This window comes from Niastella yeongjuensis, assembly GCF_900110245.1.
Classification (GTDB): Bacteria; Bacteroidota; Bacteroidia; order Chitinophagales; family Chitinophagaceae; genus Niastella; species Niastella yeongjuensis.
The window spans coordinates 54,189-67,941 of the sequence record NZ_FOCZ01000002.1 but is presented as its reverse complement, the minus strand read 5'-3'; the positions used below and the strand labels follow the sequence as shown (position 1 = coordinate 67,941).

General features: G+C 43.6%; 10 protein-coding genes. 3 read left to right on the top strand and 7 right to left on the bottom strand.

Going from position 1 to position 13,753, the window contains the following annotated elements; all coding sequences use genetic code 11:
* Window positions 1-13 precede the first annotated feature (13 nt).
* The 4 genes from BMX95_RS04920 to BMX95_RS04905 all read right to left on the bottom strand — a co-directional run bounded on the left by BMX95_RS04920 (window position 14) and on the right by BMX95_RS04905 (window position 6,191).
* On the bottom strand, window positions 14-3,037 hold the full coding sequence (locus tag BMX95_RS04920; RefSeq protein WP_081200874.1) for a SusC/RagA family TonB-linked outer membrane protein: 3,024 nt from the start codon (window positions 3,035-3,037) through the stop codon (window positions 14-16).
* 386 nt (window positions 3,038-3,423) lie between these two features.
* Complete coding sequence (locus BMX95_RS04915; protein WP_081200873.1) at window positions 3,424-4,614, bottom strand: hypothetical protein; 1,191 nt, start codon at window positions 4,612-4,614, stop codon at window positions 3,424-3,426.
* A gap of 13 nt (window positions 4,615-4,627) precedes the next feature.
* Window positions 4,628-4,942 carry a riboflavin synthase family protein gene (locus BMX95_RS04910; RefSeq protein ID WP_133053938.1) on the bottom strand — a complete coding sequence of 105 codons (315 nt, stop codon included), beginning with the start codon at window positions 4,940-4,942 and terminating at the stop codon, window positions 4,628-4,630.
* A 229-nt stretch (window positions 4,943-5,171) separates the two neighbouring features.
* Entirely contained in the window at window positions 5,172-6,191 is a 1,020-nt protein-coding gene (locus BMX95_RS04905; protein ID WP_081200871.1) for a helix-turn-helix transcriptional regulator, read from the bottom strand.
* Window positions 6,192-6,712: 521 nt separating this feature from the next.
* On the opposite strand from BMX95_RS04905, the gene BMX95_RS04900 reads away from it, so the two are divergent.
* From BMX95_RS04900 to BMX95_RS04890, 3 genes are all read left to right on the top strand, one after another.
* Window positions 6,713-8,944 (top strand): hypothetical protein, encoded by a 2,232-nt coding sequence (locus tag BMX95_RS04900; protein WP_081200870.1) that lies wholly within the window; start codon window positions 6,713-6,715, stop codon window positions 8,942-8,944.
* 64 nt (window positions 8,945-9,008) lie between these two features.
* Entirely contained in the window at window positions 9,009-9,332 is a 324-nt protein-coding gene (locus BMX95_RS04895) for a S24 family peptidase (RefSeq protein WP_081201777.1), read from the top strand.
* Between the two features lie 205 nt (window positions 9,333-9,537).
* On the top strand, window positions 9,538-10,215 hold the full coding sequence (locus tag BMX95_RS04890; protein WP_081200869.1) for a TIGR02117 family protein: 678 nt from the start codon (window positions 9,538-9,540) through the stop codon (window positions 10,213-10,215).
* A gap of 1 nt (window position 10,216) precedes the next feature.
* Here the strand turns inward: BMX95_RS04890 and BMX95_RS04885 are convergent, their stop codons facing one another.
* From BMX95_RS04885 to BMX95_RS04875, 3 genes are read right to left on the bottom strand one after another with little or no spacing between them, the layout of a single operon-like run.
* Window positions 10,217-11,311 (bottom strand): SGNH/GDSL hydrolase family protein, encoded by a 1,095-nt coding sequence (locus BMX95_RS04885; protein ID WP_165758950.1) that lies wholly within the window; start codon window positions 11,309-11,311, stop codon window positions 10,217-10,219.
* Between the two features lie 29 nt (window positions 11,312-11,340).
* Window positions 11,341-12,081 (bottom strand): hypothetical protein, encoded by a 741-nt coding sequence (locus tag BMX95_RS04880; RefSeq protein ID WP_133053937.1) that lies wholly within the window; start codon window positions 12,079-12,081, stop codon window positions 11,341-11,343.
* 41 nt (window positions 12,082-12,122) lie between these two features.
* Window positions 12,123-13,748, bottom strand: a complete 1,626-nt coding sequence (locus BMX95_RS04875; RefSeq protein ID WP_081200866.1) for a hypothetical protein — start codon at window positions 13,746-13,748, stop codon at window positions 12,123-12,125.
* Window positions 13,749-13,753 lie beyond the last annotated feature (5 nt).

Sequence of the window (13,753 nt, the reverse complement as noted above, 5' to 3'; positions counted from 1 at the left end):
TAAATAAGGATGTTTAGAATTTAATGTCCAGACCAACAGTATACACTTTTACCTGTGGGTACAAATTACCCGTACCTACAGGTGTTTCCACATCATATCCTTTCCAGAATTTATCATGCGTAAGCAGGTTCTGTCCGGCCACATATACTTTCAGGGACGTCATGCCCCATTTGTTGATGAGTGATACCGGCAATGAATAACCAAGCTGAATATTTTTCAGGCGTACATAAGCGGCATTTTTCATCCAGAAGCTGGATGGCTGATAGTTGTTACCACCATCGCCATAGGTAAGGCGGGGGAATGCTGCATTGGGATTTTCGGGTGTCCAGGAATCCTTATGTTGTTCATGCGCCGTACCGCCGCTGTAAAACGGCTGAATGGCGTAGGAATATAAATAACCATTGGCTTTGCCCACGCCCTGCAAAAAGGCGTTCAGGCTAAACCCTTTGTACCCGGCGTTCAGATTCAACCCATACGTGTAGCGGGGAAGGGTGCTGCCAATTATTTTATAATCATCATTGTTAATGATATTGTCCTTGTTCTGGTTTACGTATTTGATATCACCGGGCGCCAGCACACCCACCTGCGCCGGATGGTTGTCGATCTCCGCCTGCGATTGAAAATAACCATCGGCTTCCAGGGCGTAGATGGAGTTGATGGAATATCCCTCGCGGCTCTGCAACAAACTGGAAGCACTGATGCCTTTCAGATCGAGCACCTTGTTTTTTACATCGGAAATATTGAAATTAATGCCATAGGTAAACGCACCGGCCCGGCCATTGTAATTAACACCTAACTCCCAACCCACGTTACTTACCTTACCTGCGTTCTGATATGGCGCATTTAAACCGATGTATAAAGGGATATCCAGCGTAAGCAGAATGTCGTCGGTGATTTTCCGGTACCAGTCGGCTGTGATGGACAAATTCTTAAACAGCGTTACATCCACCCCCACATCAGTCATGGTGGTGGTTTCCCAGGTAATATCCTTATTGCTCATATCGTTCAACGCACCAATGGAAACAACCTGACCTGCCATGGAGTAAGAGCCCAATGCTATATTGGAAGCAAATGGATAGGTGCCGATGTTCTGATTACCCAATGTTCCCCAGCTGGCCCTGAATTTCAGATCGGTTAACACGCTGCGCAGGCTTTCCATAAAGTTCTCTTCGCTAACACGCCAGCCGGCAGAGAAAGAAGGGAAGAACCCGTATCTGTTTCCTTTAGTAAAACGGGACGAACCATCGTAGCGGGCATTCGCCTCTAACAGGTATTTCCCTTTGAAATCGTAGTTGAGGCGGCTAAAGAAACTTTGTAAGGTCCATTCGGAAGCGCTGCCCGATGCCTGCTGATTACTTTTATCACCGGCATTGAGCACCGTATAATCGGGGAACTGGTAATTATCGCGGAAGGCAGTGAAATCAGATGCATAATAGGTTTCCTTTGAGGCTCCTAACAACCATTTTACACTATGGCTGCCAAATTGTTTGTCGGCGGTAATATTTGCGCGATAATTGCCATAGTAAGAGCGGGCGTTGGTATTGGTCTTTTCACTTTTAGCGGGCTGGGTAAAGGCTACTGAACCAGTGCCCGTGTAAGTGGTCACCGCTTTTACAAAATCATCATCATAAGAATTTACAAAACGGGGCGCTGCTACCAGGTCGGCTGTTAACCAGTATACCGGCTTATAGCTTAATTGCAAATTGCCCTGCATGCTCAGCGTATTGTTCTTCAGCGCGCCGCCGTCTTCCACCATGGCAATAGGATTGTTTCCATTCCAACCTTCACCCCATTTGCCATTGGTTAGCCGGCCTAACTGTACAGCAGGAATGCGGTTCATTTGTGAGAACACGTTCGTCATGCCCCGTCCCGGCTCTGTCGTGTTCCGGTTGATCAGCTGCAGATCGAGCTTCATGCTTACTTTTTCATTGAACTTAACATCCGCATTGTTACGCAGCGTGTATCTTTCGAAAGAGGACGACTTTACAATACCATCCTGGTGCAGGTAGCCCAGTGTGGTAAGAAAACGCAGTTTGCCCGATGAACCACTGATGCCTACGGAGTGGTTTTGCATCATACCCGACCCTTTCAGCACTTCTTTTTGCCAATCGGTATTGGGGTATTCATCGGGATTGGTCAACATTTCCTGGCTATACTTTTCGATAAACTGGTCGGTATATACGGGGGTAATACCTGTATTTACATAAGCTTCGTTCAACAGGCGCATATGATCGAGCGCATCTACTTTATCGGGCAGGTTGGTGGCTTTTTGTTTACCCATGAAACCATTATAGGTAATTGTAAGCCTGTCGCCTTTTGCTCTTTTGGTGGTTACCAACAATACGCCATTGGCGGCACGCGAACCATAGATAGCAGAGGAGGCCGCATCTTTCAACACAGAAATACTTTCAATCATGTTGGGGTCCAGCTCATTCATATTGCCTTCTATGCCATCGATCAAAACGAGCGGATTGGCATTGTTCAGGGTACCAATACCGCGAATGCGAATGTTTCCGGCATCACTGCCCGGCGCACCGGTACTGGTAGTTACAGTAACGCCGGGGGCTATCCCCTGCAGAGCAGTAGATAACTGGGTTACAGGCCGGTCGGCCAAACGGGCCGCATTGATGTTTTCAACGGAGCCAGTAAGGTTTACTTTTTTCTGCGTACCATAACCAATTACCACTACGTCATTGAGGGTGTTGCCTGAAGACTGTAATTGAATAGACAGTTCTTTGCTGATGCCTTTTATGGAGATCTCGCGGGTTACATAACCAATGTAGGAAATAACCAGCACGGCATTTTCGCCGGGTGCTTCAAGACTGAATTTACCATCAGCACCGGAATTAACTCCCCTGTTGGCGCCTTTGATTAAAATGTTTACGCCCGGCAGCGGAGCGTCTTTTTCATCCAATACCTGCCCTTTTATTAGCGGCTTATTGTTTTGGGCAACTATTCCTGTGGGCATAAGCAACAGTGCCTGTACGATAATAGCAGTCGATAGTAATAACTGCTTTAAGAAAGAGCTTGATCTCATATAGCAAGGTTAGATAGTGAACAAATGTGTGAACAATCGTTTCGTTGGCCGGGTGATGGCAGTGTCTGGTTTCTTATCATAACTATACATTTAAGTTTCGGCAAAGAAATTAAATGTATTTTAAGATAATTAAAGCACAATGTTAAGTAAATAATACCAAATTGAAACGCAAATGTTAACATTTTTATTCAGCTGACTATTAACCCATTAGCATGATATTATCTTGAATGCAGCCGTTTTATCGGTCATTCACCTAATTCAACCGATCCAGCTAAATGTATTAAATCATCATTAAAACAGAAAGAAAATTAAAGTTATTTAAACACCCTTATAATAAAAAAGGTCCCTGCTAAGCAGAGACCCGTCCATCCATTATCTTATGTTGATTATTTATAAAGCTGCTTTGCTGCTCCTGCCAGGGCTCTAAAGTTGGCCCTCACATTTATAAAGCCGAACAAATTCCCGTTCCTGGGATCATACTTCACTTCGAACGGTACCCAGATATCATTGAAGATCCTGATGCGTATGGTACCATTTAACCAGAGCTGATTTTGTTCCTCGTTCGCATATACCCTGTTGAAGAGATGATAATAGCCTCCACTGAATTTCAGCTCCAGGTAGCTCTTCCTGATACTTTTGGTATTGAGCACCCAGTTAATACCGGGTTCAAAATTAAAAACAGCCCGCCCCAGATCGCGACCAGCTTTCAACGTATCGTCTACCAGCTGCAATTGCGATCTGATATTTAACTCCAGGTCGTTTTTTGTTTTGCTGTATTTATTAATGCTTTTTATAAATTCTGTGTGAAAGACCACATTGGCAAAAACATACTGATTCTTCAAAGTGGTGTCAGTAACGCCAACCGTCCACAGGGCATTTTTATTGAAGTTCATTTTCATGTCCTGATAAAGACTATCGGTTGTGCGTTTCATGTTAAAGTCCGGAGTTTGCATAAGGGTTTCAAACAAAGCCCGCGTGCTGTCGCTGCTACCGGCAAAAGCCAGCATGGTATCCTGTAATGGTTTACTTAAAGCCCCGAAGCTTATCAACCCCATGGTGAAATTTGAATATTCCTGCATCAACGGCCAGGGATTAGGCATGGCAGGAATTTTTGCAACCATTTGGTTATTCAAAGCAAACAATTGCTTCACCGCTGCATTCGAAAGCACGGTCTTCACAAATGCGTTCTGTACCGTTTCATCTCTTTTATTGATGATGGCATATTTGAGCCCTGCTGAAAATCCGTTAAACCGGTACGAGGAATCGAGCCGTAACCCGAACGAATAGTTCAGGTTCCGGAGGGTTCTGTATTTCTTATAGATGGTATCAACCAGCAATACAGTATCCAGCTTTGCAATAACCGCAAAAGGGGTACCTGTAAATTTCAATGTTTTGTCAGGACTGGTAAGCCGGTCAAATGCCAGTTGAAAGAAGCTGTTGAGCACGTCTTTATAATTACCCGTTGCTAATGAATCTGCCGTTAATATAGGATTGGGTATGGGGCTCTTTTGCGCTATCAGCGTAGTGGCAAAGCAAAACAGCAGCACCATTACGATGCCCGTAATTTTTCCGATCATATTGCCTGTTTGATTATTGAATTAAATAGCCGGTAAGGATGATCCCTGCAGCAAATTGTTGGGGAGAAACGGGAACAGTTGGAGTATCGATGACAATAACTGCATGGCCGGTGCAAACGCCATTTACGGAAATGGAATCACCGCTTTGTACCTCTGAAAACCGGATATTTCCGCTGCTGCTGATACTTTGCATATTGATCAGCACGCCATTTCTGAATAGTAATGAAGTGGCCTGTCCTATACCTCCGGTAAATGTAAAGGTGATGCTCACCTGCAGGGAATGCGGGGCGCTTTCTGCAACCAGTGAAGTGGTTGTTAGTTTTGGCATGTTGGTATGGTTTGTGGGTTTGGTTGTAGCGTTAGAACCAGGCTGGAGTGAAAGGTGGGCTTGGGGCTTACGTTTTGGTATTGCCTTTTTTACACTTTTAGCCATGGGAAGGTTTTTAATGGCACTAAAGCTACAAAAGAGAACCCGGCTAAATTCATAACCAATCTTCTATTTTTTCATTTCTTTTTCACATATACACACGTGACACCGTTAGTATATGATGAAATTGTTATGCTTCTGGTTCATACCCCTGCATCGCCTTATTTAATCGTCGCTGTATTTTTGAAACAAGAATTCGCGGTGACAATACCTTCATACATTCGCCAAAACCCAGGATCTCCCGCTCCAGTTCAAAGTTCAGTACCACCTCTATGCGGATGATAATACCCTGCTCATCCTGCTTTAACAATTGTTGGGAATGATGAATGGGTTTGGTCAATACATATGGCGCATTGAATTTGTCAACAAACAATACTACCTTAATTGCCTTATCACTCTCGTTCTTGGTAACCCCTATGAGATTATCGAAGTAGTTGTCAAAGTCAATTCCGTCATGATCGTTAAAAGGCTCTTTGGAAAGCTCCTGAAATTCTATGATGCGATCGAGGGCCATGGTCAGTAGCTGATTCCGTTTTTTTGCCCGGGCTATCAGGAACCAGCGGTTGCGGTATTCCTTTAGCAAATAAGGATAACATATAATATGTTGGGAGGCGGCGGCTTTAAACGACTTGTATTCTACCAGTAGTGATTTTTTTTGCAGTATTGACTGATATAGGGGATTGATGTGTTCCAGCCCCTTTAGCAAATGGTTATTTTCAAATTGAATACAATTACGGCCCTGGTTTTCGGTCCTGTACAGATTATTTTCAAGGCGGGCGATCATATCGCTCATTTCATCGAAGTAGGTAAACCCGTTGAATTGCTTCAACACACCCACGATCTCTTTCATTTTTTCTACATCGGCCTGGTTTACCGGAGCATTGGTAATACTATATTCGGAATCGCTATAGGAGTAAAACTTTCTATCAACCACAACGATGGGGGCATTGTAACCTAATTTATCACTGCGCATTACCTGAATATCGGCCTGAATGGTGCGCTTACTAACACCAGTGGTAATTCCTTCCATTTCGTACAGCACATCGGCTACTTTTTCAATCAGGTCGTCCAGGGTCCATTTACGATACCTGTTACGCAGACAATCATCGATGGTTTTATAACGAATAAGGGCCAGTTTATTTACAGACATAACGTTGGTTGGGGTGGTAAAAGTAATACACCAATTTTTTATACGCAATACAGCTGCGCACTTCCAGCATATTTTATTTAAACCGGAAATTATTTTCAGCTTTAATTGCGTGTTAACCAGACAATTAAACCCAGGCAGACAAAATAATTTTTCGCCGCGCACTTATACTGCGTAGTGATGCGTGCATATTTGCTGTATCAAATTCATGGTCAAGAAAAAGTTACTTCAAGTCAATTTAAAACAAACTATTTCAATTACCGTTTTTGATATCCGAAGCAGTAGCTCAGTTGGTTAGAGCAAAGAAAAGTTTTAAAATTACTATCGGTCAATTTAAACATACTTCAATTCAATTTGGTGATCTGTTTGAGAATTACCGTGGTCAATTATCACTTACATCCAGCTTGTGTCGTTGGTTCGAGTCCAACCTGCTTCGCTGAACTATGGTCAATTGTTGCTTACTCCAAATCCACTTTTTCCAAGTAACAAGCAACAAAATTATCAGGTTTTTTAAATTAAGTATTATGAATCCTTTATTAAAAGTCAGCATCCGCCAACAGGCTATTTTTATCCCAGACAATGCTATCACCAATAACTATGACACCCTTACGGGAAACACAGGTTTACTGGTAGCTAATTTAGCCAGCCTGGGTTATGGCGTTTCTGAACCATTGCTGAAAGCTTTAAATAACACCGTACCAGGATTTCAGTTAACCATACTGGAAATGTTGCGTGACGTGACTGGTGTGAACAAAAACTGGACCCCGCTGGTGAAAGACTGGCTGGTTCCAACCGGTGAATCTATAATAGATCATATTGTGACCTTCTTTGCCAATATCTATAAAACCAAAGGGCCAGTACTGCCTTGCGGACATACCATCCCGGCCAATACGTTCCCGTTGCAGCGCTATAATGGTTGCCCATTCTGTGGTACCCCATTTGAATTTGGTGCCATTGAAGATTACAAACAGGGAAGTGAACAAAAAATACTTGAGTTGTGGACGTCAAAAGATGCCGCTAATTTTCTGGCTGATCTGTTATCGTCTAAAACAGCGTTGGATGCTACCCAAATGGATAGCCTGAAGATATTGTTGTCAGAACTGCCTTTACCACAAGTACAGGTAGGGATGAAAGAAACCCTGATGGCCGTGACAGATCTTTATATCAGCCGTAACGAGGCGGAGAAAGTACAGTCATTGTTCAACTCACCAACCGATGTGTTGCGTTACTTATGGTATAAACATACCGGGTTCTTACAAATTATTGAGCCTGGCACTATCTTAAAACGCAAAGTAACCAACAACAGCCACCTGGTAGCGAAACTGAATAATTCCGCCCATACAAAGCTGAACGTAAAAGCGGCCCTGAAACTGAAATACACTCGCAAAGAAAGTGTTATGGTTGCGTCCTGGTTAAACAACATGAACCTCGATACCGCAAAAATGTGCGAAATGATGCACCCTAAACGCGGTATGTGGGTACGTTTTATCAGAGCCCTGCGACTGGCTGAATACAGCAAACGTACAGGATATGATAAACTGCGTGACCTGCTGGATAAGTTCTATAAAGAGGATTACGAAGTATGGCAGGGACTGGTAGAGCACTACAAGTTGCGTTATGATGTAACCACCACCTTTGCATTACTGCAACAACGTCCGGGATTATTTGCCCGTTCTTTGTTCGCCAACATGTTGTGGTTTGGCAGTGATATTGCCATCGCGGCTTTTATGGATATCATCGATAAAGTACCGGCCCGTCTGTTGTTCACACTGGCCATGTATGCTGAAAATTATTTCGACAAAACAAATACCCGCTCAGTAAAACCACTGGGCGGGGTGAATAAGAACATTCCACCTAACCGGATGCTGGCTATGTATACCGATGAGCAGTTGGAGGAAATGCAGGCTGCTGTTGTTGATCTGTGCTTTTTGGCGGTTAAAACCCGCTTTGCCAAAATACCAGCAACAGGAAAAACCATGTATATAGAGCCTTCGTTGTTCAAAATACCTGTTTCTATAGGAGATAGAAGCGATACCGTGCAGGACATGTCGGCTGCATTAATGGGTGCCCGATTCGCCGTGGAAGGCAATTCCGTTCGTCTGTTTATGCAATGGGGAACCGGTTTACATGCCCAGCATATGGATATGGACCTGAGCTGTTTAATTGCCTATAACAACAAAACGGAACGCTGTTCTTACAGCGCCCTGACGGTTACCGGTTGTAAACATAGCGGCGACATCAGGCATATACCTAACAAGATCGGTACAGCCGAATACATTGAAATAGATCTGGCCGAATTGCAAAAAGCGGGCGCTAAATACGTAAGCTTTACCTGCAACGCCTATAGCAATGGTAGCATTACGCCTAACCTTGTAGTCGGATGGATGAACAGTAAACATAAAATGACGGTGTCTGAAAATACAGGCGTGGCATATGATCCATCGTGCGTACAACACCAGGTGCGTGTGGTAAATGACCTGAGCAAGGGTTTGGTATTTGGTGTATTGGATGTTCAACGCCGCGAGATAATTTGGCTTGAAATGCAATTCTCAGGGCAGATCGTTCAAAATCTGGATACCCGGAATGTGGAAGCCCTGTTGAAGAAACTGAACAGCAAATTAACCATTGGTGAGTTATTGAAAATAAAGGCCGAAGCCCAGCACCTGCAACTGGTAGAAACACCGGAAGCAGATGAAGTGTATACTACCAGGTGGGCACAAAATACGGCAGCAGTAACAAAGCTGTTGATTGATTAATAAAAACCCCAGGCCATGTACCTGGGGTTTTCAAATACTAAGACCAGAAGGAATTTTTTATAAGATGAACAAGTATGAACGGCTCAAGTCTGATTTAGAGACAGCCGGAACCGGAAAATTAAAAGCATTTGGGAACTCCATGTTGCCAATATTGAAAAATGGAAGCCTTTTAACTTTTATAAAAGCAACTGACTATAACATCGGCGATATTGTATTTTGTAAAGTAAAAGGCAGGTACATAGACGCGCATAAAATAGTAAAGAAAGATACTAACAAAGGATACCTGATCGCCAATAATCATGGCTTTGAAAATGGCTGGACAAAGATCGTTTATGGTAAAGTAATAGCAGCCGAATACCAGGGCAGGACTATTTATAAAACGGAGTAACATGCAACAACTGAGTACAACAGTCTATTAGTACAAATGCGGGTAGAATTATACGGGTAATTATGTACCAATAGTGTAAGTGGGTACCGGGCTTGATAACTATCTGTTAAAACTATCCGCATTACCATTACCAGTAAGTGTTATTTATACGAAAAATAGGTTACTTTCATGGGGTTAGCGGAATTAAGATAAGATCAATAACCACATGAGAAAGCTTTTCAAATACACGGGTTATACCTTTTTAACCCTTATCCTGCTCTTACTCCTGTACTTGGGTAGTGCCTGGACTTTGTCACATCTAACGGTTAAAGCCGAAGCCAATACTGCACACCAGATTCCAGTATACATCAAAACAAATCCTGTACATACCGATCTGATTCTTCCTGTTAAAACAGAACTAATAGACTGGAGTAAAAGTATCCTGTATACCAATACCCGTACCCGCGACACCGCATTCAATTATATTGCCTTTGGCTGGGGCGACAAGGGCTTTTATCTCGAAACGCGTACCATGGCCCAGCTGAAAGCCAGTGTTGCGCTAAAAGCTGCTTTCTGGTTAAGTTCTACAGCTGTACACACCAACTATCTTAACAAAGTAAAAGAAGGAAAAACCTGTGTAAAGCTGGAACTCTCCAACGAACAATACAAACGGTTAATTATATTCATTGAAAACAGCCTGCAAACTAATTCATCAGGTAAACCCATTGCCATCACAGCCGTTGAACCTTATGGCGACCACGATGCCTTTTATGAAGCAAAAGGCAAATACAGTTTATTTCACACCTGTAATACCTGGGCTAACAATGCATTAAAATCATGTGGCCAAAAAGCCTGCTGGTGGACGCCATTCGCAAACGGCATCGAATACCAATACCAGAAATAAGTTATTTCTTCTCAGCCAATGCTTTCTTTATTACCGGCAGTATTGCATCTGCAATACGGGTAAAACCCAGATCGGTCAAGTGAATGCCATCGATGGTAGCTTCATGGTCATCACCGATGAGCTTATCCGATTCAAGATAATAGATATTCTTTACGCCTTCTTTTCTCAATCGCTCATAAGTTTTTCTGATCGCCTCATTCTGCCTTTTAACTGTATTACCCACCTGTTGGTCCCACAATCCATTTTGTCTGAAGATGGTTTCCACCATCACAATGGGAATAGCAGGTTGTTGCTCGTGCAGGTATTTTATAAAAGGATATGATCTTTCACTGATCTCCTCGGGGCTGGGGTTAGGAATACAATCCAGCACATAACAATCTGCGGGCACAGTAGCCAGGTACTTGGCGAGCGGCATTTCCATTTTTGCACTGCCGCTGAATCCCAGGTTTATAACATCATACCCGGTCCTTCGTTGCAGCATAGCGGGGTATGCCATGCCTGCCCTGCTGGCTGAAGCTCCCTGTACCACACTGGAGCCGTATACAACAATTCGTTTTGCAATGTTAATAGCAGGCTGCGCAGGTTTGTTGATCGTTGCTGTATTTTGTATACCGATCTGCAACTGGCTTATGCCATTGTAAAGTGGCAGATAAAGCATAAACTGCTTTACAGTGTTGTCCATGTTCTGAACAATCAACTGGTTTTGACTGATGCCAGGCGCCACACGCCCTATGCTTACAAACTGCCATTTACCGGCTTTATAACAATACAGATCGAGGCCGCTATGGGCATCGGGTGTCATGTTGTGCAAATACACTTCTTTTGGCAGGCTCCATTTGGCGCGAATGCTGCGGCTATTGGTTTCAAACAAAATGGCAATGCCTGCGCTTTGTTTGGCCAGGCCCTTCACTGCCTGCGGCATATCCTTCGCTTCCATGCTATCAATGCGTTGATAAATGGAATCGGTAATTTTGGCTTTACCGATCAGCATCAATGTGGCGGCATCTACGTATTTAATACTGTCCTGCGAATACGATAACCGGGCAGCCAGCACTAGCAGGCTGCAACAAATGATCTTTACTACTGAATATTTCATCGTTGAATGTAATAATTTAATAATGGACATTACTTCACCTCTATGGTACCGGTAGCATAAAAAACATCATTAGCAGCCATCCCATTCACTACAATGCGAAAACGTCCCGTAATATCACTGGTGTAAAAACTAGCTTCGGCTTTACCGTTTTTGTCAAATACCAACGCAGGCGACCAGTATATAGTTGATACGAACAATGGACCGGGACTGGCAATTTCTTCTTCGCCAATATTATACAATTCCTTTCCCATTTTAATTCCCTCATACTGTAGTATGGTTGTATTGGGTTCTTCCATGGCACACCCCCAATAAGTGACCATGCCACCACCATTAATATTATATGTTTTTCCCTTCTCAGGCAGGTGATTGCCAGGGAAACCGGCATGGTTCTGACAATTCAGTATATTCCAGGGACAAACAAAATCACCGCAGGCATTGGCGCTGGTACCCCATATTGAATTGTCATTATTCTTATGCGCAGTGACAGTAACCACGGCCAGTTGCTTTACTTTATTTAGATCGTTCAAAGTAAGGTCACCGGCATATTGTAAGTACCTGTTTACATTTATAGTATTGAAATGTACACCAGCGGCCAGTTTCTTATTAATGGTAATGAATGGGTCCAATATGTTTACTTTGTGCCCTGAATATTTATCGCCAGCACTTATCCATAAATTTTTGCCCTGGTCAACCAGCAATTGGTCGTACGTGCAGTCAAAATTTCCCGACAGATCTGTGGTTGTATAAGGCAGGGTTGTGCTGCCATTCAAAATAGTTACTGTAACGGGCCTTTTTATTTTTCCGGAGGCGATCACTTTTCCACTGAAAGCTGCTGAATAAAAGGAAGCGGGTGCTGTTTATCAGTCAGTACTTCCTGCCAGGTATATCTTCGCCAGCCGCGCACCAGCAATACTTTCTCTAGATGATCCTCATTTTTATACCCTTCGCCATTGGTATAATCCGGTACATGCTGCAATGACGACTGCAAATAGGTAAAGGATTCAATATCCTGTTGTTTACTTAAATTGTAACGATTAGCCTGGGCACTGGCAACAGAAGCAAAGCCTTCAACGGGCTGACCGTTTTTGCTCAGTTGAAATGAAACAGTTACTTTCTGGCGCTTTTCATACGCTTGTTGATTCGGAGTAACAGTACAAATCGTTTTACTATTATAATGGGCGAAGAAGATGCGTTCTGCCAGCGGTCGATTATTAGTATCCAGCAGGGTTATGGCGGTAAGCCCTTTGGGAACATCATCCAATAAAAGCAATGCGCGAACGACACCCTGCTTTAACGCCAGTGCCTGTTGTTTGAAAACTGTTCGGTAATTATGTACTACTATATTCACCTGTGAATACCCGCTTGCAGAGATCTTACAAAAAAGGGAATCATTGGTTATCGCCTTTGGAATACTGATCGTTACTCCCTTTGACAATACCGTTGGCAGGAGATAGCCCTCTTTTTTCAATTGTAACTCAGCCGGCCAGGCAATGGGTTTTATACTATAAGAGACGCCTGTATGCACAGGCAGATCAAACTTACCCAATCCCTGTTCATTTGTTGTAATGGTATCGATGGGCTGCTGATCTTCAAAAACAATGGCCCGCATTGTGGCCGGCTCACCCGCACTGGATTTTGACTCCCACCCAATTCTGCAAATGGTATTCGTAACCAGATAACCTCCTTCAGGGAAAAACCGCGCATCCAATTGCCGGTCTGCTGTGTTTGATGGCCATTTGTTCTGGAGATAGGTTATATCACCCTGATATTTCACTTTCGTATTAATAATGGGGAAAGCCGTACTGCCCGGGTCAACAAGAGATAGATTAAGCCGATAAGTGCCCTTTTTATCGGTAATACCTTTTATTGTTTTGCTGTTCCCACACCACACCCACAATTCGGCGCCGGCAATTGGCTGATAATTTTCCTTATTTCTAACAGTGAGCAGCAGATCCTTTTTCCCTGTTGTATCTTCCAATATTGTAGCAGCAGCTACAATATCGGGCTTTCGAATGGAGCGGATCGACAGGTCCTGTGTAAACAAAGCCAGGGGCAGACTGTCTGGCCCCATCACATTTGTATAGGCTATCAGTTTGTATACCCCTGGGGCAATGGAATCGGGCAGTTGCATACTGCCATAACTATACCCATTGCGCATGAAAAACTTTTGTTGAATGCCGGGAGTGCGGGTATCAGCCGGCACCAGCGCCAGCGAAAGCAGGCGGTGTAAGGGCATGGAATCATTGCCACAGTGCAGCAACCAGCCGCTGAACCAGATATATTCGTTGTTGGTGTAAATATGCTTATCGGTATGAACAAACAACTGATCAGCATTATTGCGGGAAGCATACACCGCCATTCTTGCCGGGATATCATCCAGCTGACAGAACGCATGCTCCCCTATCAGGAAAAGAATTGAAAGCGGCCAATACTTCATATTGG